Origin of the sequence: Bradyrhizobium sp. Gha (assembly GCF_900113735.1) — a bacterium.
In the GTDB taxonomy this organism is placed as follows: domain Bacteria; phylum Pseudomonadota; class Alphaproteobacteria; order Rhizobiales; family Xanthobacteraceae; genus Bradyrhizobium.
This window is the reverse complement of sequence record NZ_FOQM01000023.1, coordinates 64,855-88,899: the sequence shown is the minus strand read 5'-3', so window position 1 is coordinate 88,899 and position 24,045 is coordinate 64,855. Positions and strand designations below refer to the sequence as shown.

Here is a 24,045-nt window from a genome sequence, read left to right as displayed (position 1 = left end):
AACTGGACGGCGCCGGTACAGCATGGAACAACCATCGGCCGAAGGTCGGGGAGGCCGCTGTGACTCAGCTCACATTCCAGGATGGACGCCGAAGCTTGTGCGTGGGTGTCGCTGCCGTCGTCGCGATCCTTCTCGGTTTCGCGTCGCCGGCCGCATCCGAGCCGGTCAGGAAGAGCGGTTATGTGGTGGGGACCGAGACCTGCGGCAGCGGCGATCTCGCTTTTCCCAGGGTTCAGATCGACATGAAGGCGGGCTTTTGCGCTGGCCTCGTTGCCAGCGAGGAGGAGCATCTCAAGTTTCCACGGTCGATCATCCAGGTGCCCGGCCGTGATCTGTTCGTGGTCGCCGACATGGGCGGCTGGGGCCGCAACGATGGACGGCTTTTGCTGCTCGATCCCCATGCCGCGGGCGGCCAGCGGCTCAAGGAACTCCTGACCGGGGTGGAATATCCGTTCGGCCTCGTGATCGGGCCGGACAAGAAGCTCTATGCCTCGACTGACGAGACGATCTTTCGTTTTGATCCGCTGGCGGACAATCCGCGCGGCACGCTCGAGACCATCATCCGCCACATGCCCGGCCGCCGCATCACGCTGCCCGACGGCACCAGGATCGAGGAAAGTGCGCATCCGCTCAAGCAATTCGTGTTCGATCGTAACGGGCGGCTGTTCGTCAATGTCGGCGCCCACAGCGACGATTGCATCTCGCCGGCGCCGATCACGAAACCCTGTGCGCCGGCGGAAGGCCCTTCCGCCATGGCGGCGATCTGGCTGTTCACGCCACCGTCGGGCGGCGTCTTCGCGGCCCTGAAGGCGAACGATCCAGATCCGCCCCACACGATTTACGCGCGAGGCCTGCGCAATTCGATGGCGCTGGCGCTGCACCCCAGCTTTCCCGATGCCGGCTACGCCTTCCTGCAGGGCGAGAACGGCCGGGACCTGCCCGATCTCTTCAAGCCGAACGAGGAGATCAACGCGATCGAGCAGGGCAAGCATTATGGCTGGCCTTATTGCTACGACTTGTCGACGCCCAGCCCCGAATTCAAACTGGTGCTGCTATCCGGCGTCTACAAATCGCTTTGCACCGGAAATGCGCTCTACAAGGCGCCGTTCTCGCTACTGCCGCCGCACGGCGCGCCGCTTGCGATGCTGTATTATCACGGTACGAAATTTCCGGAGCTGGAGGGCAAGCTGCTGGTCGGCCTGCACGGTTATCGCCCGACCGGCAGCCGCGTGCTGATCTATGACGTCGACGATCACGGTTTTCCGAAGCCGGCTCCGGCGCCGGTGCGCTATCACGTCAGTTGTGCGGCCGACCCGACCCACAGCTTTCAGACCGACGCCGGTGATGTCGCCGCCGCACCGTTCGATGAGCTGATCGCCGGCTGGCACCGCGTCAACGGGGCGCGGCCGCAGGGCGCGCCGGTCGGGATGACGATCGCGGAGGACGGCGCGATCTGGCTGGTCGAGGACAAGAACCAGACCATCATCCGCATCGATCGTGCCGCGGGCGATCCCCCGCCGCCGCTGCCGTGCGACACCCGCAGCCAGGCGCTGATCGACCAGCTCGCTGGCTTCGTCGCCAAGGATGCACAGGACAGGATCCGGCTCACCACGTTGCGCAAGAACCTCGTCGAGAAGCACTGCGTCGGCTGCCATTCCGATTTCGGCCTGAAGGAAGGACAGTCGGACGCCGACAAGGACGCCACCGTGCTCCGGTTCATGCTGTCGCAGGACGGATGGATCTTTCCGGGCGATCCGACCTCCGGCAAGCTGCGCACACGGCTGCGCGGCATCGGCGCGGAAAAGCTGATGCCGCCGGGCGGCGAGGGACTGCCGAAGACCGAGCCCGGTTACGCGGCTTTGCTCACCACCGTCGACCTGCTCGTGGCCAAGATGGTTCCGGGCACGCCGATGCGCATCAAGCTCGGCCTGCCGCAGCGCAAATTCTTTGCCAAGACCGACAAGACCAACAAGGAATGCGGCGAAATACCGGCTGCCAGGGTCGTCGTCGTGACACAAAGGAACGCTGTAGACAAACCGGGCTTCAGCCGTTTCTTCCGGCCGGCCGATCCTTACTTGAACGGCGAGTGCAGCGACGACGATGGCTATTACATCCGGCAGGAATTTCTGGTGCCTGTGCAGTAGTATTCTGCTCGTCGTCGCGACGCCGCTCTTCGCTGCCGAGACGAAGCTGTTCGAAAGCGTGCAGGTGACGCCCGCCGACGAATATACACACGGTATCGAAGGGCCCGCCGTCGATCTCGATGGCAACCTCTTCGTCGTCAATTTCGGCAAGCCCGGCACCATCGGCAGATTGCCCGCGGGCGGCGCGGCGTCGGAAGCCTTCACGGCACTTCCCGAAGGCAGCATCGGCAACGCCATCCGCTTCGATCGCAGCGGCACGATGTTCATCGCCGACTACAAGAAGCACAACATCTTTGCGATCCCGAAGGGCGCGACCGAGCCGGTTGTCTGGTTTCATTCCGACGAGATGAACCAGCCGAACGACATCACCATCGCCCACGATGGCACGATCTATGCGAGCGATCCGAACTGGAAGGGCCGGGAAGGCCACATCTGGCGCATCGCGAAAACTGCCGACGGCGCGGTGCAGGGACAAATCATGACGGCGCCGCGTGCGATGGGCACTACCAACGGTATCGATCTCGGCCCTGACGGCAAGACGCTTTATGTCGGCGAATCCAGCAATGGCCAGGTCTGGTCCTACACCATCAGCGGCAACGACCTCACCGGCGCACGGCTGGTCAAGGCGTTCCAGCCCGATACCATCGACGGCCTTCGCACTGACGTCGCCGGCCGCCTCTACGTCGCGCGCATTCTCAAGGGCACGATCGCGTTGATGAAGCCCAACGGGGCGGTCGAGCATGAGATCGCGCTGAAGGGGAAGGAGCCGACCAACCTCGCCTTCGGTGGCAGCGATGGCAAGACCGTCTTCGTTACCCAGCGCCAGGGCGGTTTCATCGAATCCTTCCGCACGGACCAGCAAGGCCGCGAGCACTGTCTCCAGCGCGGCCGCTGTTAGGGAGGTCACAGCGCTCTGCTCTCGGCGCAGAGCCGCGGCCCTGAGGCGGTATTCTTCTCGCTTGCATCCGTGGGCTACAGGGATCAAGACGTCAGGGGCATCGTCAAACGTGACTACGGGAGTGTTGAGTGAAAGCCGTCCATACCGAACTGCATCGTAGCCACGATCCGCAATTCTTTCTGGTTCGCGGTGTCGTCAAGCGCACCACCGAGCAGCCCGAGCGCGCCGATCGCCTGCTCAAGGGTTTGAAGGACGGCAAGCATCAACTGGTCGAGCCGACCAGGTTCGGCCAGGGCCCGCGTGCCCGCATTCACAGCCCGGAATATTTGTCGTTCCTGAGTGAAGCCTGGGACGCCTGGACGGCGCTCGGCGATTCCGGTCCCGAGATGATCGGCAACGTCCATCCCGTGCGCCACGCCGCGACGTATCCGACACACATCGTCGGCAAGCTCGGCTGGCACACGGCTGATACGGCGGCGCCGATCGGTCCCGGCACTTGGGCCGCCGCTTGCGCCGCCACCGACGTTGCGGTGACGGCGGCGCAGATGGTGATGGACGGTGAGGACGCCACCTATGCGCTTTGCCGTCCGCCCGGCCATCACGCCTATCGCGACATGGCCGGCGGCTTCTGCTTCCTCAACAACAGCGCGATCGCCGCGGCGCATCTGCGGCTCGAGCACGAGCGCATCGTGATCCTCGACGTTGACGTCCATCACGGCAACGGCACGCAGGGCATCTTCTACGCGCGGCCTGATGTCTACACGATCTCGATCCACGCCGATCCGATCGCCTATTATCCCTATGTATGGGGCTACGCGCATGAGCGCGGCGAGGGCCCTGGCCTCGGCGCCAATCTCAATATCCCTCTGACGATCGGCACCGGCGATGACGGCTATCTCAAGGCGATGGACGTCGCGCGCAGGGCAATCGAGTCCTTTGCGCCCGGCGCGCTCGTGATCGCGCTCGGCCTCGATGCTTCCGAGCACGATCCGCTGAAGGGGCTCGCCGTCACCACGGCGGGCTTCCGCCGCATCGGCCAGGCCATCGCGAAGCTGGGCCTGCCGACCGTGTTCGTGCAGGAGGGCGGCTATCTCTCGGACATTCTCGGCGCCAACCTGACCTCGGTGCTGGCGGGGTTCGAGGAAACGCGGTGAAGTGGCCTCATTCTCCCTCGTTGCGAGCGCAGCGAAGAGAATCCAGACGCGCGGAGAAACTCTGGATTCGCTGCGCTCACGATGACGGCGTAGATGCAGTGTGATAAGTAGCTAAAGCATCCCGCTCGCCCTCAGCGCCTTGCAGACGTGCTGCATCTCGGCCTCATCCGCGACCATGTCGAGCATGACGGTGGTCAGGCCCTTGCCGGCAAACTCCTTCAGCTTCGCGCCGATCTCGGCATAGCCGCCGACCAGATACGGGCAGTCGGCCTGGAAGGTGAGGTAGGGCAGCAGCCAATAGCCATTGTCGGCAAGCTCGCCGCTCTGCCCCTCATAGAGCCGCCGCTTCCAGACGGAATCCGAGTTCTCCACCGTCAGCGCGAGAAGCTCGCGATCGTCAGCGTTGTCGCGGAAGCGCGCCTTGGCGGCCCGTCGTGCCTCCTCGCCGCTCTCGCGCGCGAAGATGCCGAAATTCATTCCTGATGCGTTGATGCCGCGGTCGAGATCGGGCGGCAGCATCTGCATCTTGATGCAACCTGTCTCCTCTGCGACGCGCTGCGCCGCGTCCGATTGCCCAGCGATCAGGAATTCCGGCATCAACTCCGCCGGCGGGCGCGGTCGCAATTGCAGATTTCTGGCGCGATAGAACCGCCCCTCGACATTGACCGGGCGTGGGCTCATGAGCAGTTGGCGCGTCAGCCCGATGAATTCGCCGAGCCTGACATAGCGGTCGGCATGCGATTGTTCGTCACCGAGTCCCTGCAGATCGCTGACCGCGGTGCCGGTGATCATGTTGAGATAGATCTTGCGGCCGTAGAGCTGCGCGAAGGACGACACGAATTTCGCCGCCGTGAACGGGTGCATATAGACCGGATTGACGGCGATCAGCGGCGAAGATCGCGTCGTCGCCGCGATGACGTGCTGGGCCATGGCCCACGGCTCGACGAAGACGTCATTCCCTTCGAACAGCAAAATGCCTTCGAAGCCGTTGCGATCGGCGAACTCTGCCACACGCATCAGCTCGCCGACATAGTTTTTGGGATCGCGGTTGCGCGAAATCGCCGGAAAGACCCGCAGCCGCGCCTGCATCATGCCACAGCTTCCTGGAGCGGCCAGGCGTTGCGGGTGATGCGAAGGCCACCCGCGGCGCGCGAGCCGTCTGCGATCGCGAGGCGATGCGAGGGCGACGGCGAGCACAGCGAGAAGCGCCAGCCGGTGGGATCGTCCGCGATATCGCTGTTGAAGCTGATCCCGATCGCCTCCCGCGAGATCTGCATCGCGAACGAATCGAGCGGCAGATTGAGCCCGAAGCCCCTGGCCTTCAGATAGGATTCCTTCAGCGTCCAATAGTCGAAGAAGCGTTCGGTTGCGGCGGGCTCGGGAAGGCCACGCAGTGCCTCGACCTCCTCCGGCGCGAAGAATCGCAGCGCTGTCGACAGCGGCGCGCCACGCCGCGACACGGTCTCGACGTCGACACCGACGGTCTCATGCTTCGACACGACGCAGGCGACGCAACCGTCGGTATGGGACAGGCTGAAATGCAGTGCCGTCGCGGCGGCGGGTGCCGCGACAAAGGGCCGCCCGTAGCGGCCGGTCGAGAACGACCAGTCGCTGGGTGCGACCTCAGGTGCTGCGTGCGAGAGCGCCAGGCGCAACATCGCGTGCGCGAGGATATATTGCCGTTGATGCCGATCGAACCTGAAGCGCTCGGCGCGTACCCGCTCGTCGACCGAGAGCAACCGCCGAAACGCATCGACAGCGTCAGGCGTGTCGATGCTCTCGAGCAATCCGACAAACAGTTCAATTCCGTCGTCTGTCATCCAAACGGTCCCACAGCGCCGGGCGGAGGTTCAAATCCGACCCTGACCGAAGAATCAACCGACCTGAACCGATCGAGCAGACCGCTTCTCGCGGTCCACCCGGGCAAATTCTTGTCGATGCTTGCCGGTCTACAGGCGCAAGCTTATGGAAGACCCAAACTCGACAGGCGAGCGGCCCAAATCTGGACGTGAAATCCGAAATTCGTGCGGCGTCTCAGCCGACGAATGTTACTTCTTCTTCTTGGCCTTTTTGCCGGCGCCCAGCACCGAAAGACTGGCATCGACTTCCTTCAGAGCGGACTGGAGCTTCTTCTTCTCGTCGGTGAGAAGTTTTTGCAGCGCCTTGCGGTCCTTGTCGCTCAGCGAGGTGCCCTTGGTAAATTTGATGAAACCCATAACACTCCCCCGGTTGAAATCAGTACAAATCGAAACGCGGGAATAATCTTGCGCGCTGGCGCCAAATAATCAAGATGCAACTTGCTCATTCGCAGCTCTGGCGAGTGCCCCCTTATTCGTCTGCCCTTACCGCAGCTCATGCCGCTCTGCGCGCGAGCAGCCGGTCGAGCGGCGTATTGGGGTGCGCGATGGCGGACGCCAGCAGCGCGACGAGATCCTCCATCCACGTGCCGACCATGCCGCCGTCGAGCAAATCGCGCTTGTAATTGCAGGTGCCTGTGATCCCGGTCGGGCGCTCCTTGAGCATCAGGGAGAGCCAGGTCTGGTCGACCGGAAGCACCGGTTGGCCCTCGCGCGCCACGTTTCCAATCGATCGCACCGTGACGGCAGGCAGGTCGAGCGGCTGGCGTAGCGGATTTTGCAGCGTGAAATAGACCTGGAGCAGCGATGCCGGATCGATGCCTTCCTGCTCCAGATGGTCGGCCAGGATGTTGAACGGCAGCTCCTGGCGCGCATGCGCGTCGAGCACACTTTGACGCACCCGCGCCAGGGCCTGCGTGAACGACAGATCCGGGGTCATTCGGCTGCGGACGATCACGGTGTTCTCCAACGGGCCGATGATCCGCTCGGTGTCCGGCTGGGCGCGGTTGGCCATGGCTGTGGCGACTGAAATGTCCGTGCGTCCAGTCCGTGCCAGCAGCAGGACCTTCAGGCCGGTGAGCAGAGACATGAAGAGCGTGGCGTTGTGCTGGCGCGCATAGGCCGTGAGCCCGGCGACAAGTTCACGCGCCATGCTGAGCGGATGATGGCCGGTCGATGCGCCCGGATGCGCTCCGCCGTCAAAAAGGGGAGCTGCGTCGCGCAGATTCTCGGCCCAGTCCGCGGCCTGGCGGCGGGCCGCCTCGGTGCCGCACCACCAGCGCTGCCAGCGGGCGACGTCGGAGAACGCGAGCGGCGTCCTTGGCGGAGGTCCCGACCGATGGCCCGCGAGCGCAGCATAGCAGTTCGACAATTCCTCGAACAGCACGCCGACCGACCAGCCATCGGCGATGGCATGGTGCAGCGTCAGCAGCAGGATGTGATCCTCGGAGTGAAAGCGCAGCAGCCGTGCGCGCAGGAGCGGCGCTCGCGCAGTGTCGATCCGGGTATAGGTCTCCTGCGTCATCAGGAGCTCGAGCTTCCTGAGCTCGAGTGCCTTGCGCCGCTTGTTGTTATGCGGTCGCCCGTCGCCGATGGTCTCGACGGTCAGGACCGGCCCGAGCGCGGCGGGCGCGACGACGCGGCTGACCGGCTCGCCGCCATTCCAGCCGAAGGCCGTCCGCAGCGATTCGTGTCGGCGCACGATGTCGTCGATGGCCTGCGCCAGCCTGCGCGGATCGATCGGGCCCTCGAGGTGGAATGCGAAGGGCAGGTTGAACAGCGGCAGACCGGGCAGGTTCTGCTCGATCCGCATCATCTGGTCCTGCGCAATCGACGGCGCGGGAGGTCCGCTTTCAGCGAGGCGCGGGACGTCCGCCGCGGGCTTTTGCGGTTTCATGGCCACGGCCTCGTCGACCAGCCGGGCGAGTTTCTCGATCGTGGGTGCCTCGAAGATGGTCTTGATCGGCAGCGAGACCCCGAGTGCGCGGGCGACGCGCGCCATCGCCTGGCCCGCCAGCAACGAATGGCCGCCGAGGTCGAAGAAATTGTCGGTGACACCGATGCTCTCGACCTTCAGCAGGTCGATCCAAATGTCGGACAGCACCTTTTCGGTGAAGCGGCGGGCCGGCACGGCGGCTTCAGTGCCTGCGGCCTCCTGTTGCGCGGGTGCCAGCAGCGCGGAGCGATCGAGCTTGCCGTGGGCATTGAGCGGAACGTGATCCAGGAACAGGAACGCCGAGGGGATCGCATGACTTGGCAACCGGCTTTTGAGGAAGTCGCGCAGCTCGTTGGCGCTGGCCTGGCTGCCGGATTTGGCGACGACATGGGCGATCAGCCTGACATCGCCATTGCCGTCACGCCGCGGCTCGACGATGCCGGCGCGCACGCTTGCGTGGTCGGCGAGTGCTGCCTCGATCTCCTTGAGCTCGATCCGATAGCCGCGGACCTTGACCTGGAGGTCGGCACGGCCGAGGCATTCGATCGTCCCGTCGGCGCGGCGGCGGGCCAGGTCGCCGGTGCGGTACATCCGGCTGCCTTTCTCGCGCGCGAACGGATCGGGGATGAAGCGCTGCCGGCTCTGCGCGGGATCGTTGACATAGCCGCGGCCAACGCCGGCGCCGCCGATGCAGAGCTCTCCGACCACGCCGACCGGCTGCGGCTCCAGGTTATGATCAAGTACGTAGAGCTGCGTGTTGGGCAGGGGGGCGCCGACCGGGACATTGCTGGTCGCCGCGTCCGGCGCCCGGGTCAGCCGGTGCAGGGAGACGTCGTCGGAACATTCCGACGCACCATAGGCGTTGATCAGCGGCACCTTGGGGCAGCGGGCGAACCAGGCGCGACAGAGATCGACGGGCAGCGGCTCGCCCGTCGAGATCAGCAGCCGGAGCTTCGCGAAAGCACGCAGCATCGGCGCCTCGTCGAGGCGTTCGAGGATGACGCGGAGCAGCGAAGGGACGATCTCGAGCACCGTGATGCCCTCGCGTTCGATCTCGCGCGCGAGCAGCATCGGGTCCTGCACGACTGCGTTGCCGCAGACATGGACGCGCGCGCCGGTCATGGGACCGGCGAGGAACTGCCAGACCGAGATCACGAAACTCTGCGGCGCGGTCTGCGCGATCACGTCCTTGGCCGTGAGGCCAAGCTCGGCAATCAGCGACGCCAGATGATTCGTCAGGCCGCGCTGCTCGATCATGACGCCCTTCGGCGTACCGGAAGAGCCGGACGTGTAGATCAGATAGGCAAGGCCCGTGCTTGTCCGCCTCCTCGTGCGGGTCGGCTTGATCAGGTTGAGCGCGATTGCGTCCTCCAGCTCGGCGACCTGGATGCGCTCGGGCAGCGGCTCGAGCAGCGCGCCGGCGATGGTGGACTGTGCGCGTCCGGTCAGCAGCACCTTTGCGCCGCTCGATCCGAGGATGATTGCGAGCCTCGCCGGCGGCTGCTCGGGATCGAGGTTCAGGAACGCCGCGCCTGCGCGCTGCACGCCGATCATTGCGGCGAGCAGGTTCGGCCCACGCTCCGCGAGCAGGGCGACCACGCTCTCGGTGCCGAGCCCTTCGCGCGTCAACCAGCGCGCGATCGCCTGGCTCCGGCGCACCAGCTCGCGATAGCTCAGGGACGACAGTCCGTCGGACACAGCAACGGCATTCGGCGTCTCGTTCGCCTGCTGATCGAAACGTTCGCAGAGATTGCCGCGCGTCGCAAAATCAGCCGAACGGCCTTTCGCAGGCAGTCGCCGGCGTTCGGCGTCGGTGAGCAGAGGCAGGCGCGTGATCCGCTGCTCGGGATTGGCGATGGCCGCCTTGAGCAAGGTCTTGAACTGATCTGCCATGCCCTCGATCGTGCCTGCATCGAACAGATCGGTGGCGTATTCGAAGAAACCGCTGAAGCGGCCCTCGGCTTCGACCAGCTCGAGCGTGATGTCGAAGCGTGCGACTGCCGGGTCGATTTCCAGCCGCCGTGCCGTCAGGCCGGGGAAGCGCGCGGCCTCGATCGACGGGTTCTGGAGGATGAACATGATCCGGAACAGCGGATTGCCATCGCTCCTTCGCGCGATCTGCAACGCGCGCAGGACCTCCTCGATCGGAAGGTCCTGGTTGCGGTAGGCGTCGAGAGTGACCTGCCGCACCCGCCGCAGCAATTCGCCGAAGGTCGGATCGCCGCCGAAATCGTTGCGCAGAACCAGCGTGTTCGCAAACAGCCCGATCAGGCGCTCGCTCTCGATCTGGTTGCGGTTCGCAATGAGCGAACCCGTCGCGACATCCTCGTGCCCGGTATGGCGGAACAGCAGACACTGGAACACCGCGAGCAGCGCCATGAAAGGCGTTACGCCCTGGTCCTGGCTTAGCGCGCGTATGTCGGCCGAAAGGGCCTTGGTGAACTCGAAATAATGACGGGCTCCGCGGCCGCTCCAGACTTCAGGCCTTGGCCGGTCCGTCCGCAACGGCAGCGTGGTGACGCCGTCGAGCTGGGTCCGCCAATAGTCGAGCTGCTCTTTCGCGGCCGGTGTCTGCGCCCAACCCTGCTGCCAGAGTGCAAAATCGCGATACTGAAAGCCGGGCGAAGGCAGCCCCGCAGCGCTTCCCTTGCGGGCGGCCGAATATCCGGCGGCAAGCGCCTCCCAGAACAAGCGCTGCGACCAGCCATCGGTGACGAGGTGATGCACATTGACGACGAGCGCATGGCTTGACTTGTCGAACGAGAGCAGCGTGACCTTCAGCGGCGGCTCGCGGGCGAGATCAAACTCATATTGCGCGAGCCGGAGGGCTTCGCGCCTGACGACCGCAGGCCGCCGATCCGGAGGGCAAGGTCTCAACTTGATCCGCTCGAATTGCGGCGGCGCCTGAAGCACGTGCTGCACAGGCTCGCCCTCGCGTTCGACGAAGACCGAGCGCAGCGCCTCGTGGCGCTCGCAAATCGACGCGAGGCTCGCCTGGAGCGCGGCAATGTCGAGTTCGCCCCTGAGCAGCGCGACCTCGACCACGTTATAATTGTACCGTGTCCGGTCGAGCCGCGAGAGCACATACATCCGCTGCTGCTGGAACGACAGCGGCGCATCTGCCTCGGAAGCCGCCTGACGCCATGCCGGCAGCGAGGGATCGCGATGCGCAGTGTTTTCGAGCCGGGCCGCAAGCGCGCCGACCGTAGCACAGTCAAAAATGTCCTCGAAGGAGAAGTCGACGTTGAAGTGCTCGCGCAGCCGCGAGCGCATCTGCGTGACCGCGAGCGAATCCGCGCCGAGCGCAAAGACATCCTGATCAACGCCGACCTGCGGGAGCTCGAGCAGGCTGGCCCAGATGTCCGCGAGCTGGGTCTCCAGTTCGCCGCGCGGCAGTTGCGTCTCGTGGTCATCCGACGCTGAAATCAGCTCGGCCAGCGCGTTGCGCTTGACCTTGCCGCTTGCGCCCTTCGGCAGCGCGGCCACGCTGCGGATCAGGCTCGGCACCTTGTAGGCGGCGAGGCGTTTGCGCGCGAATTGGCGTAATTGGTCGGACGTCGCCTCGGAATTGGATCGTAGCACCACGACTGCGGCGACGTTCTCGCCGAGCTTCGCGTGGGGAATAGCGAAGACGCCGGCTTCCAGCACCGCCGGATGGGCCAGCAGCACCTCCTCAACCTCCAGCGGAGAGACTTTCTGGCCGCCGCGGTTGATGACATCCTTGATGCGGCCAACGATGAAGAGATAGCCGTCGGCATCGAGATAGCCGAGATCACCGGTCCGGAACCAGCCGTTGCGGAAAGCGGCCTGCGTCGCCGCCTCGTCATTATGATAACCGCGGCTCATATTCGGTCCGCGCAGCATGATTTCGCCACGCTCGCCGTGTGCAAGCGTGCGGCCAGCATCATCCATGATCGCGATCTCAGGACCTGCGGCGCGGCCAACCGAGCCGATCTTGCGCAGCTCGAACGGATTGGCGGCAATCTGCGAGGCCGCTTCCGTCATGCCATAGGTTTCCAGGACGGGCACGCCGAACGTCGCCTCCAGCCCATTGAGAATGGCCGGCGCCAGCGAGGATGAGGCCGAGCGGATCACGCGCAACGAGGACGACCGGGCGCGGTTCGGGTTCGCTTCGGCGGCCGTCAGCAGCGCGCGATGAATGGTCGGTACCGCCGTGTACCAGGTTGGCTGCAGGTCCCGCATCCAGCCGAAGAAGGACGGTGCATCGAAGCCGCCGGTCACGATCACGCTGGAGCCCGCGGCCAGCGCTGTCAGCAGGCCGGAGATCAGGCCGTGAGCGTGAAACAGCGGCAGGACGTTGAGCAGGCGATCGTGCCGGGCGAGCGACAATACGCGACCGGCATTCTGTGCGGACAGGCACACATTGCGGTGTGTCAGCGGCACCATTTTCGGCCGTGCCGCCGTGCCCGACGTCAGCAGGATGAACGCATCATCGTCGGCGCATGCCGCGCCGCTCGTGCAGGCCGGACCGATCGTCGGGCCGATGAATTCGCAGCCCCCGAGATCCGTCTCCGGTCCCGGCACGAAGTCGATGACTGCGATATCGAGTGCCCTGGCAACGTCGCGACTCGCCGAGTTCATGTCGGCCCGCGTGACCAGCGCCGTCAGCTTCAGCTCGCTGAAATACCGCTGCAACTCGTCGGCCGTCAGGTCCGGGTTGATGGGGACGCAAGCGCAGGCCGATGCGACGGCAATCAAGGCCAGTGCGCTGTCAGCCCCGCGCGGGAGCGCGACGGCAATCCGGTCGGCAGGCGCAATGCCGACCCCGCGCAGCGTCTGGACGAGGTGCTCGATCCGAGTGCCGAGCGCGCCATAAGTCAGCGGTGACCGGCCGGGCGCGAGCAGAGCAGGCGCCGCGCCTATCGTTCGCGCATGGAAGGCGAGACCGCGGCCGAGATCGGCAAAGATCTCGGTTTCGGCGCTCGCGCCGTCCATTCCGTCTGCCGCTCCGGATGCAATTCCCGACAATGCCATTTCCTTTTGATCCGATTGGGCTATTCTTCCCTGGAGTTAGGGAACGCGTCCAGTCTGAGGTGAAGTTTAGGCCCCAAAATCTGTGGTTGAGGGACCTTAAGCCCTTCGGCGGAGGGCGTGTCGGGGTGGAATCACCATGCTGGAGAAAGAGCCGGGGACGGAAGTCGGGTTGAAGAGCTGGCTCGAAGGCGTCGGCCTCGGCCACTACACCGATCTGTTCGCGCAACATCGCCTCGATCTCGACGTCATGGCGGATCTGACCGAGGCCGACCTTGCCGAGCTTGGACTGCCACTCGGCGATCGCAAGCGGCTGCAACGGGCAATGGCCGCGCTGATGCGGGCCGAGACGGCGGAGATGCCGGCCGCAGCCCCACGCCCGCAGACCCGTGCGGAGGTCGGCGCCGAGCGGCGTCAGCTCACCACCATGTTCTGCGACATGGTGGATTCCACCGCGCTGTCCGCCCAGTTCGACCCCGAAGACGTGCGCGACATGATTGCGAGCTTCCGCGAGACCTGCGTGCGCGTGGTCAAGCATTACGAAGGTTTCGCCGCGCGGTTCGTGGGTGACGGCATCCTGGTCTATTTCGGCTACCCAACCGCGCATGAGGACGACGCCGAGCGCGCGGTGCGCGCTGGCCTCGAGATCGTACGGGCATTGTCGACAGCTCGTGCGATCGAGCCGCGCGGGGCGCTCAGTCACGCGCCCGCCGTTCGCATCGGAATAGCGACCGGCCTCGTCGTGGTCGGCGACCTCGTGGGTCAGGGCACCGAAGAGCGCGATTCAGCGGTCGGCGAGACGGTGAATCTTGCCGCGCGCCTGCAGGCGCTGGCGCCGCCCAACGGCGTCGTGATCTCGAGCTCGACGCAATCCTTGCTGAAGGGCAAGTTCGATTATCGCAATCTCGGCGCTCATTCATTGAAGGGCATCTCGGAAAAGACCCAGGCCTGGCACGTCATGCGCGCCACGCGGGTGGAGACCCGCTTTGCCGCCGCCATGGGCACGCGGCTGACCCCGCTGGTCAATCGCGAGGAGGAAATCGCGCTGCTGATGGGACGCTGGCAGCAGGTCAAGGACGGCGACGGCCAGGTCGTCGTCAAGTTCGGCGAGCCCGGCATCGGCAAGTCGCGCATCATCCAGGAGATTTTCGAGCGGATCGCAGGCGACCGGCATGGACAGGTCTCGTTCCAGTGCTCCCCCTATTACACGTCCACCGCTTTCTATCCGTTCGTCGAACAGCTGAAATTCTCCCTCGGCCTCGATCGCGAGGACGTGTCCGCGCTGTCTCTGGCGAGCCTGGAGAATGCGATCGCCGCTGCGCATGGTGACATCGAGCAAGTCGCGCCGCTGTTTGCCGCGCTCCTGTCGATCCCGACCGGGGAGCGCTATCCACCGCTGGACCTGTCGCCGCAGCAGCAGAAGGACGCGACCGTCGCTGCGCTGGTCAACCACTTCTTGGGGCTCGCGCGCGAGATGCCGCTGGTGATGGCCTTCGAGGATCTGCACTGGATCGATCCGACCTCGCGCGAGGTGGTGGACCTCTTGGTCGACCGGGTGCAGAACCGGCCGATCCTGACCATCATCACCGCGCGCTCGGAATTCCAGCCGAGTTGGAACGCGCATTCGCATGTCACGACGCTGGTGCTGAACCGGCTGAGCCGGCCGCTGCGCACGACGCTGGTCGAGCGCGTTGCAGGCCGCGAGCTTCCCAAGGAAGTCGTGGAGGAGATCATCGTCAAGACCGACGGCGTGCCGTTGTTTCTGGAGGAGCTGACCAAGACGGTACTCGAATCCAACCTCCTGACCGAACGCCACGGGCGCTACGTGCTGTCGGGCCCATGGCGGCAGCTCGCGATCCCGGCGACGTTGACGGACTCGCTGATGGCGCGTCTGGACCGGATGGGGCCGTTCAAGCGGATCGCACAGATCGGCGCCACCATCGGTCGCGAATTTTCCTACGAGACCCTGCACGCAGTCGCCAACACGCCGGCGGAGCAGATCGAGGCGGCGCTCGCTCATCTGGAGGAGGCCGGGCTGATCGTGCGCCGCGGCCATCCGCCCGATGCGCTCTACTCCTTCAAGCACGTGATGATCCAGAACGCAGCCCATGCGAGCCTGTTGCACAGCGAGCGGCGCAAGCTGCACGCCAGCATCGCGCATGTTCTCGCCGAAATGTATCCGGAGAAGACCGAGCGCGAGCCGGAGCTGCTCGCCCATCATCTGACCGAGTCCGGTCAGAGCGAGGGCGCCGCGAGCTTCTGGCTCAAGGCCGGCAAGCAGGCGGCCAAGAGCGGCGCCAATCTCGAGGCGATCGGCCATCTCCGCCGCGGCCTCAGCGTCGTGCAGGCCAATGCACGGATGCAGGGCGCCGACGAGATGGAGCTCGAGCTGCGGATCGCGCTGGGCAACGCGCTGATCGCCGCCAAGGGCTATGCCGTGCAGGAGGTCGAGGAGAACTATATCCGCGCGCTCGAGCTCGGCCAGCAGCTCGATGACGACGAAAAGGCTTTTGCCGCGACCCGCGGGCTCTGGGTCTGCCATTTCATCCGCGCCGATCTGACCCGCGCGCACGACCTCAGCGTCGAGCTGTTGAAATTCGCCAAGCGGGAGCGGCTCAAGGAGCGGACGGAACCGCCGCAGCAAACCGGCTATCTGATCGAGGCGCACCGCTCGATCGCGATGACCATGCTTTACCGCGGCCGCTTCGCCGCGGCGCAGCATCATCTGAATCGGTGCATCGATCTCTACAGTCCCGATCTGCACTCCGACCTGATGGAGCGTCACGGCACGGATCCAGGCGTCGTTTCGCTGTCCTATCTCGGCTATCTCCTCTGGTTCCTTGGCCGGCCCGACGCGGCGCGCCAGCACAGCGAGCAGGCGATCCTGCTTGCGGAGAAGATCCGCCATCCCTTCTCGCTCGCCTTCGCGTTGGTGTTCGGCGCCTATCTCTGCCAGCATCTGCGCGATATCGAGGGCACGCGCGACCACGCCAACCGCGCCATGATCATCGCCACCGAGCACAATTTCCTGCACTGGAAGCAGCAGGCCGCGATCCTGCGCGGCTGGGCGCTGACCCAGCTCGGCGAGGCCGACGAGGGTATCAGCCAGATGCGCGTCGGCCTCGACGAATATGAGGCGATGGATTCCTGGCTCGCCGGCTGCTGGTTCCGCTGCCTGCTCGCGGAAGCCTATGCCAAGGTCGGCATGCGCGAGGCTGCGTTGCGCGCGCTGGACGGTGCGCTTGCAACCGCAAGACGGACCGGTGATCACTCCTATCTCGCCGAGGTCTATCGCCTGCAGGGCGAGATCACCATGTCGGACGGCAATCAGGTCTCGGTGCAGGAGGCCGAAGATCTGTTTGATCTGTCGCTGGAGACGGCGCGCAAGCAGGGTGCGTTGTCCTGGGAGCTCAGAACCGCCGTGAGTCTCGCGCGGCTGTCGCACGAATCGGGCAAGCGCGAACATGCCAGCCTTCTGCTGCTGCCGATCGTCGGCAAGTTCAACGAGGGATTCCTGACGCCGGACCTCAAGCTCGCGATGCAGCTCGTGCACGAGCTCGGTGGTGACATGCCGGCTCGTCCGCAGGCAGATCCGGTGAAATGAGCGACCTCTCCGCGGCGCGTGCACGCTATGTCGCGCTGATTGCAAAGCGGGAGCGGATTGCCTCGCCACGCCTGCTGAATGCCCTTGCGACGGTGCCGCGCGAGGATTTTCTGGCGAAAGGGCCGTGGCGCATCAAGAGCGAGGCAGCGCGCAGCTACCGCCTGACGTCCGACGCCGATCCCATCCATCTCTACGACAATGTGCTGGTCGCGATCGACGCGCGCCGCAAGCTCGACACGGGTTTGCCGAGCCTATGGGCGCACTTCATCGAAGTGCTGACGATCCGCGAGAAGGACCGTGTGGTCCAGATCGGTTGCGGGCTCGGCTATTTCTCGGCGATCCTCTCGCAGATCGTGGGGCCGAAGGGGAAGGTGCAGGCCATCGAATGCAACGCGCGGCTCGCATCGCGCGCCGCGGCATACCTTCGCGCCTATTCTAATGTAGAGGTCATCAACGGCGACGGCTGCCGCGACATCAGCGAGCCGGCCGACATCATCATCGTGCACGCCGGGTTCTCGCATCCGCATCCGCTCTGGCTTGCCTCGCTCCGCCCGCGCGGTCGCCTGCTGGTGCCGCTGACGCAGCGCGACCGCGAAGGCGCCGCGCTCAAGATCACGCGCAAGGGCAAGGGGTTCGAGGCCGAAGCGGTGCAGCAGATCCGGATATTCCCCGGCCAGGGCCGCGGGCTCACCGCGCTCGACGATCGCGTCGCCGATTGGTGGCAGCGCGCCTCCGCGCTGGCGCCGCTGCGCTTTCGCGGCATCGCGCAGGGACTGCCGTCGGATGATTGATCACGCGTCCTTCGCGAACTTGCTGATGACATCCATGAACGGTTTCGGCTTGAACTCGCCATCGAGTGGCAGCGGTCGGCTCGGCTGCTTGTCCGGACGCTTGAACATGGCGTTGATCCAGCAGTAGCGGTCGGAGATGCCCCAGGTCAGGATCGAGCGGACCGGTCCGCTGGTCGAGATCGCGGTCAGGAGATCGTCGACGCGCTTGGCGACGATGGCGTCGCGCTCCGCGGGACTTCCCGTCAGCTTCTGGTCGTCGACGTCGAGCTCGGTAACGAAGACCTCGAGGCCCCACGAGCGAACTTCGGTGACGAATTCGGCGAGCCCATGGGTGTCGATCTCGAGTTCGGCATGCAGATGCGATTGCAGCCCGACCGCGTGCAGCGGGACGCCCTGATCCAGCAGATCCATGATGAGGTTGCGGTAGGCGGCGCGCTTGGCGACGAACGAGTCTTTCGCCGATTCGATGTCGTATTCGTTGATCGCGAGCTTGACGTAGGGATCGGCTGCTGCGGCCGTGCGGAACGCCAGCGGAATCCAGCGATCGCCGAGATGCTGGGTCCAGAACGTGTCACGCCGGTCCTTGACGCTCTTGGGATCGTCAGGGATGGGCTCGTTGACGACGTCCCACGAGGTCAGCTTGTCCTTGTAGTAGGACACGACGGTGTTGATGTGGTCGACGTAGGTGCGCTCGACGCTCTTCGAATCCTTGATCTGCTTGGTCCAGTCCGGAATGTCGGCATACCAGGCCAGCGCATGGCCGCGCATGGTCATGTCGTTCGTCCGGGCGAAATCATAGATCGCGTCGGCGCGCTCGAAAGCGAAGGTGTGCGCGTCCGGCCGCAGCATCGGCCATTTCAGCTCCTGCACCGGCACCACCTGCGTGCAATAGGTGCTGATGGCTTCGCCGAGGCGCGGATCGGCTTGCAAATCCAATAGCGTCGCGGCCGCGCCGAAACCTGGACGGCGCTGCGCAAGTTTCGATGCCGGCACGGCCGATGCCGATGCGCCCGCCGCGAGCGTGGCGGCGCTGCCGAGGAGAAGTTCGCGTCTGTCGAGCTTCATGACGTGGCTGCAGTCCTTCCGGAACCAACGCGCCATCGTACCAAGCGGTGCCTTGCGACGCCGTGTTTTCCCCTCGTTGGGTTAAACTTTTACGGGCGGCCGTCTCAACGCAACTGGCGCTGCATCACCGCTTCAGCGATGCGGTAATAGTGCAGCGCGCCCTTTTCGAGCGTGAGATTGTCCATCACATAATCGCGAGGCGCGAAGTCGCTCGCGCTCACATGCGACCAGAACTCGCTCCAGCCGGAGCCGAAGCCGGCCGCGTCGGCGAACGTGCGGCCACAGCGTGCGTCGAAATAGGGCACCGAGGACACGCCGCCTTCGTACCTCACGCGGTCCGGGAAGTACTCGGGATCCCGCCATGGGCCGCCGCGATCCCAGGCGAACACAGGCACGCCGCTGGACAGCGCCTGCTGGCAGGCGATGCCCTGGCTCTCATGCTCGCAGAGGAAGACCATGCTGCGGCAGCGCGCCAGCGCGGCCCTGTAGTCGTCTTCCTTGTATCGGCCGTAGCGGATCACCTCGACCGAGCGGCCGGCGGCTTCGAGATGCCGGCGCATCGGGCCGATCAGCTCGCTCTCATAGCGCTCGTGTTCCCAGCGCACCTTGTCATAGAGCAGCACGTCGACACTCTTCTGTGCGGCTGGCGTTGGCGTCCACAGATCGGTTTCGATGCCGACCGGCCACACCTGGACGTCAGGCCAGTATGGCCGGCACATCTCCGCATACCAGTTGCAGGGCACCAGGATGGTTTGGGTAAGCGGGGCCTTGTGATGCGCGGGTACGTCCACGGGATGGTTGTACATGACGACGCCGAGCAGGAGCGGGTTCTTCCATGCGAACCGATCGAGCACGAACGGGCGTCCGAGAATGCAGGCAAGCTCCTCCGGATGCTTCCGGATGTAGCTGTAGTCGTTGAGGCGATAGGGAATCCCGACCCGGTCGAGCCCGGCGCAGAGATTGAGGAACACGCGCCGTTGACCGCTGATCCAGGATTCGCCGAGCAGCATGCGCCGCAGCAGCGGCCGGACGTGGCGGTCGCCTGGAAACCAGCGGTCGTCCCGCTCCTCGAAGAACAGATTGAGCGTCATCCGCCCGCCCCCGTCCGCAGGGGAGGCCGGCACCAGGGACACGTCCGTCCCGCCATGGGGCAGGGCGGCCGGGTTTGGCGGTAAACGTTCGACGACGTCCATCTCAGTCACGTCCACGCATTATCCGAAGGTCGGGCAACGACCTGAAATCATGGTTTCTTTTCGGTGATCGCGGCGGCCCGTTCAAGGACAGGGCAAATTTAACGCTAACGCGCGAAAGCGGCGGGGCCGCCCCATTCGGTGGCCGATCTGCAGAGTTAAATGACTATCTTGGGAGATGCTGCGGCGCAGTCGAACCACCACGTCAACGTCCAACTGATTAACGGCCGATTTCAACGCCGCCAGTCCCGTGCACGCATGCTCAATCGCCATTTCTCCATCTATCTGGTCGCCCATATCCTGCCTGCGGCGGTGGGTTTCTTCGCGGTCACCGCCTACACGCGGCTGCTGACCCCGGCGGAGTACGGCGTCTATGTCGTCGGCATGAGCATCGCCGGCATTCTGGGCGCGATCTTCTTCGTCTGGATCAAGCTGTCGGTGTCGCGCTATCAGGCAATGTCGCAAGAGGTGGATTTTCGCGGCACCGCTATGGTTGCCTTCGCGCTCACGGTGGTCGCCATGTGCGCCGCGACCCCACTGGTGTTCCTGTTCCGCAGCGATGTCAGTGTCGAGCTGGTGCTCGCCAGCATGTTCGTCGCGATCATGTCGAACGCGGTCGATGTCGGCCAGGAGTTCGAGCGCGCCAAGCTGCGGCCCTATCGCTTCGCGGCGATCTCGATCGTGCGCAGCGTGTCGAGCGTGGGCTTCGGGCTGCTCGGAATCTGGGTGGGCTGGGGTGGCATGGGCCTGCTCGCGGCGTTCGGCCTCGGCTCGCTCACTGGCATCGTTCTCAATCTCGTCGGCGATCGCACCAGGATGGCGGGCTTTTCGCGCGGCCAGTTCATGCAGCTCGCACGCTATGGTCTGCCCCTGACGCTGGCGGGGCTCTCGGTTGCGGTCTACTCGGCCAGCGGCCGGCTCATCGTCGCCTGGCTGCTCGGCAAGGATGCTGCCGGCATTTTCGGCGTTGCCGCCGACCTGCCGCGCCAGTTCATGGTCATGATCGCCGGCAGCGTTGCCGCGGCCACCGTGCCGCTGGTGTTCCGCTCTCTGTCGGAGAACAACAGTGGCGCGACGCGGGAGCGGCTGACCGAGAGCCTCGAATTGCTGCTCGTCGTCGTTGCGCCCGTCGCGATTTGGCTTGCGCTCGCGGCAGACCAGGTCGCGGGCACGCTCGTCGGCGTCGATTTTCGCGCCGGCGTGTCCGCGCTGCTGCCGATGCTGGTGCTGGCGCGCTTCTTCGGCATCGCCAACCAATTCTACGTCCAGCTGAGCTTCCAGCTCGCCGAGCGGCCCTTCATGCTGGCGGCCCAGTCGTTCCTCACTCTGGTCGTGAGCGCGGCGCTGATGGTCGCGCTCGTCGCAGGCTACGGCATCTATGGCGCGGCGCTGGCGACGCTCGCAACCGAAGTGATCGGCTTTGTCGTCGCCGTCGGGCTGATGCACCGGGCCCATCCCGTGCCGTTCGACGTCGCCAGGCTCGCCGGTGTTGGGGCGTCGGCCGCGGCCATGGCGGGGGCGATCTTCGTCGCGCGCTCGCAGGTCAGTGGCACCGGCATCGTGGCGCTGATCGCCGTGAGCCTTGCCGGCGGTCTTGCTTACGTCACTGCTGCGTGGCTTTTGAACGTCGCGAATGTGCGGACGCTGTCGCTGCGATTCCTGCGGACGTTCAATCGCAAGGCGCTGGGTGCATAGGCACGCCGTGGAGGGCGCGCTTTCGGGTTTCACAGATGCCGAGCATGAAGGTGACTTCGCGCGCATCAACCGAGATGCTAGCCTGCGCGTGGTCTCGCAGGATCTGCATCATGACTGATAGCTTCACCATCCGTTCGATCGAGGCGTTCTGCTATCGCTATCCGCTGGCGACGCCGGTGGTGACGTCGTTCGGCAAGATGCTCAACCGTCCCGCCGTCTTCGTTCGCGTCGTCGACGAAGATGGGGTCGAGGGATGGGGTGAGGCCTGGTCCAACTTCCCCGCACCGGGCGCGGAACATCGCGCCCGGCTGGTCAATGAAGTGCTTGCGCCGGGCCTCATGGGCCGGGAGTTCAGCGAACCCGCTCAAGCTTTCGAGGCTCTCACTGGGGGTACCGAAGTCCTCGCACTTCAGTGCGGGGAGCCCGGCCCGTTTGCGCAAGGAATATCGGGAATCGATCTCGCCTTGTGGGATCTCTCAGCACGCCGTCAGCGCTTGCCGCTGTGGCGGCTGCTCGGAGGCCGCTCGAGCAGGATCAAGGTCTATGCCAGTGGCATCAATCCCGGCGGCGCCGCGCGGACGGCCGAGGCCGCGCTCAAGCGCGGCCATCGCGCGCTGAAGCTGAAGGTCGGTTTCGGTGCCGAGACCGACCTCGCCAATCTCTCCGCGCTGCGCGCCATCGTCGGAGCCGGCATGCTCGCCGCCGATGCAAACCAGGGCTGGTCGGTCGATCAGGCGCTGGAGATGCTGCCGCGGCTTGCCGCGTTCGATCTGCGCTGGCTGGAGGAGCCGATCCGTGCCGACCGCCCGCGCGAGGAGTGGCGCAAGCTGCGTATGAGCGCGAAGATGCCGATCGCGGCGGGCGAGAACATCTCCAGGGCGGAGGGGTTCCGCGAAGTCCTGGCTGAAGACGTGCTCGACGTGGTTCAGCCCGATATCGCGAAATGGGGCGGGCTCAGCGCCTGCGCGGGCCTCGCACGCGGCATTCTGCAATCGGGCAAGACCTTCTGCCCACACTATCTCGGCGGCGGCATCGGGCTATTGGCCTCAGCGCATCTGCTCGCCGGCATCGGCGGTGACGGCTGGCTCGAGGTCGATGCCAACGACAACCCGCTGCGCGATCTGTTCTGCGGCCCCGTCACCGATGTAACAGATGGTGCGATCACCCTCGGCGAGGAGCCGGGACTTGGTTTCACGCCTGACCTGTCGGGGATCGCGGACTATCGCAGTCTGTGACCCGGCGCCGTCACCAAGCGATCCCACACGTTCCTGCTTGCGTTCTATTCCTTGTCGCGGAATGTTGGAGGCGGCACTGATAGCCGCATCACATTTCATGGCGGCTGCCTCGGCCATGTCCTGTTGCGCTTGAAAAGCGCAGTTCGTTCTGCTCATTAGGGCTTTGAAATTGCGCTGAATCATGCGCAAAAAAACCCGTCGACGAAAGTCGATACCCAGCGAGGAAACGAAATAATGCGCAAGCTCACTTTGGCCATTGCCGTGATCGCCCCGATGCTCGGTCATGCAGCGTCGGCTGAGGACACCGTCAAGATCGGCTATATCGATCCGCTCTCCGGTGGCGGTGCCAGTGTCGGCGAGGGCGGTCTCAAGACCTTCCAGTATCTGGCCGACGAGCTCAACGCCAAGGGCGGTATCCTCGGCCACAAGATCGAGATTCTGCCGCTGGACAACAAGACCAATCCGCAGGAAAGCCTGGTGCAGGCGCAGAAGGCGATCGACGCCGGCGCCCACTACGTCACGCAGGGCAACGGCTCTTCCGTCGGCGCCGCACTGGAAGACTTCGTCACCAAGCACAACACGCGCAATCCCGGCAAGGAAGTCCTGTATTTCAACTACGCCGCCGTCGATCCGAGCCTGACCAACGAGAAGTGCAGCTTCTGGCATTTCCGTTGGGACGCCAGCTCCGACATCAAGATGGAAGCGCTCACGAACTACATGAAGGACGTTCCGTCGATCAAGAAAGTGTACCTGATCAACCAGGATTATTCGTTCGGCCAGTCGGTACGCTCGGACGCGCGCAAGATGCTGGGCGCAAAGCGGCCCGACGTCCAGATCGTCGGCGACGAGTTGCATCCGCTGCTCAAGGTCACGGACTTCTCGCCCTATATCGCCAAGATCAAGGCATCAGGCGCCGACAGCGTCGTCACCGGCAATTGGGGCCAGGACTTCGCGCTGCTGCTCAAGGCTGCGGCCGATGCCGGCCTGAAGGTCAATTGGTATACCTACTACGCCGGCGGCGCCGGCGGTCCGACCGCGATCAAGCAGACCGGTCTCGATCACCAGGTCTTCCAGATCAGCGAAGGCATCCCCAATTCGGGCAACCAGGCCGCGATGGACTTCGAGAAAGCCTTCCGTGCCAAGGTCAATTTGTCGCTCTGGTATCCGCGTGCGGTCAACGAGATGCACATGTTCAAGGCGGCGGCCGAGAAGGCCAACTCGATCGACCCCGTGAAGGTCGCGGCGGCGCTCGAGGATATGAAGTTCGAGGTCCTCGATGGCGGCCAGGGCATCATGCGCAAGGACGATCACCAGTTCTTCCAGCCGATCTACATTTCCTCCTTCGGCAAGCTCGCCGCCAATGAGCCGTTCGACGAGGAAAATACCGGTTGGGGCTGGCATATCGTTTCCCGCGTCGATACGCCGCAGGCTATGGTCTCCACGACCTGCAAGATGACGCGACCCTAATCACGACACCCGTCATCT

The 24,045-nt window shown here is 64.8% G+C and carries 14 protein-coding genes; 8 read left to right on the top strand and 6 right to left on the bottom strand.

Annotated elements, in window-relative coordinates; translation table 11 throughout:
* Nucleotides 1–59: 59 nt before the first annotated feature.
* From BM222_RS25080 to BM222_RS25070, 3 genes are all read left to right on the top strand, one after another.
* A complete protein-coding gene (locus BM222_RS25080) occupies nt 60–2,144 on the top strand; it encodes a PQQ-dependent sugar dehydrogenase (protein WP_092233659.1) in 2,085 nt (694 codons plus the stop codon).
* Nucleotides 2,101–3,042, top strand: coding sequence for an SMP-30/gluconolactonase/LRE family protein (locus BM222_RS25075; RefSeq protein WP_092233657.1), 942 nt, complete (start codon nt 2,101–2,103; stop codon nt 3,040–3,042). Before BM222_RS25080 ends, BM222_RS25075 begins: the two co-directional genes overlap by 44 nt.
* A 128-nt stretch (nt 3,043–3,170) precedes the next feature.
* Entirely contained in the window at nt 3,171–4,196 is a 1,026-nt protein-coding gene (locus tag BM222_RS25070) for a histone deacetylase family protein (RefSeq protein WP_092233655.1), read from the top strand.
* 111 nt (nt 4,197–4,307) lie between these two features.
* On the opposite strand, the gene BM222_RS25065 is transcribed toward BM222_RS25070, so the two are convergent.
* The 4 genes from BM222_RS25065 to BM222_RS25055 all read right to left on the bottom strand — a co-directional run bounded on the left by BM222_RS25065 (nt 4,308) and on the right by BM222_RS25055 (nt 12,983).
* Entirely contained in the window at nt 4,308–5,288 is a 981-nt protein-coding gene (locus BM222_RS25065; RefSeq protein WP_092233653.1) for an LLM class flavin-dependent oxidoreductase, read from the bottom strand.
* Nucleotides 5,285–6,016 (bottom strand): 4'-phosphopantetheinyl transferase family protein, encoded by a 732-nt coding sequence (locus tag BM222_RS25060; protein ID WP_092233651.1) that lies wholly within the window; start codon nt 6,014–6,016, stop codon nt 5,285–5,287. The genes BM222_RS25065 and BM222_RS25060 overlap by 4 nt, the downstream gene beginning before the upstream one ends.
* A gap of 228 nt (nt 6,017–6,244) precedes the next feature.
* A complete protein-coding gene (locus BM222_RS41265; protein WP_177243445.1) occupies nt 6,245–6,412 on the bottom strand; it encodes a hypothetical protein in 168 nt (55 codons plus the stop codon).
* A gap of 136 nt (nt 6,413–6,548) precedes the next feature.
* Nucleotides 6,549–12,983, bottom strand: a complete 6,435-nt coding sequence (locus BM222_RS25055) for a non-ribosomal peptide synthetase (protein ID WP_092233648.1) — start codon at nt 12,981–12,983, stop codon at nt 6,549–6,551.
* A 136-nt stretch (nt 12,984–13,119) separates the two neighbouring features.
* Here BM222_RS25055 and BM222_RS25050 point away from each other — a divergent pair, with 136 nt between their 5' ends.
* Complete coding sequence (locus BM222_RS25050) at nt 13,120–16,584, top strand: ATP-binding protein (RefSeq protein ID WP_092233645.1); 3,465 nt, start codon at nt 13,120–13,122, stop codon at nt 16,582–16,584.
* A complete protein-coding gene (locus tag BM222_RS25045; protein ID WP_092233642.1) occupies nt 16,581–17,375 on the top strand; it encodes a protein-L-isoaspartate O-methyltransferase family protein in 795 nt (264 codons plus the stop codon). The genes BM222_RS25050 and BM222_RS25045 overlap by 4 nt, the downstream gene beginning before the upstream one ends.
* On the opposite strand, the gene BM222_RS25040 is transcribed toward BM222_RS25045, so the two are convergent.
* Both BM222_RS25040 and BM222_RS25035 read right to left on the bottom strand, forming a co-directional pair.
* Entirely contained in the window at nt 17,376–18,440 is a 1,065-nt protein-coding gene (locus BM222_RS25040) for an endo-1,4-beta-xylanase (protein WP_244547235.1), read from the bottom strand.
* A 104-nt stretch (nt 18,441–18,544) separates the two neighbouring features.
* Nucleotides 18,545–19,633: a glycosyltransferase gene (locus tag BM222_RS25035; protein ID WP_092233790.1), complete on the bottom strand. Its 1,089-nt coding sequence runs from the start codon at nt 19,631–19,633 to the stop codon at nt 18,545–18,547.
* Nucleotides 19,634–19,888: 255 nt separating this feature from the next.
* On the opposite strand from BM222_RS25035, the gene BM222_RS25030 reads away from it, so the two are divergent.
* The 3 genes from BM222_RS25030 to BM222_RS25020 all read left to right on the top strand — a co-directional run bounded on the left by BM222_RS25030 (nt 19,889) and on the right by BM222_RS25020 (nt 24,027).
* The gene (locus BM222_RS25030; RefSeq protein WP_092233636.1) at nt 19,889–21,325 is read left to right on the top strand and encodes a lipopolysaccharide biosynthesis protein; all 1,437 of its coding nucleotides are present in this window, start codon (nt 19,889–19,891) and stop codon (nt 21,323–21,325) included.
* Between the two features lie 110 nt (nt 21,326–21,435).
* Nucleotides 21,436–22,560: a mandelate racemase/muconate lactonizing enzyme family protein gene (locus BM222_RS25025; RefSeq protein WP_092233633.1), complete on the top strand. Its 1,125-nt coding sequence runs from the start codon at nt 21,436–21,438 to the stop codon at nt 22,558–22,560.
* Nucleotides 22,561–22,794: 234 nt separating this feature from the next.
* Nucleotides 22,795–24,027, top strand: a complete 1,233-nt coding sequence (locus tag BM222_RS25020; RefSeq protein WP_092233630.1) for a branched-chain amino acid ABC transporter substrate-binding protein — start codon at nt 22,795–22,797, stop codon at nt 24,025–24,027.
* Nucleotides 24,028–24,045: the final 18 nt, after the last annotated feature.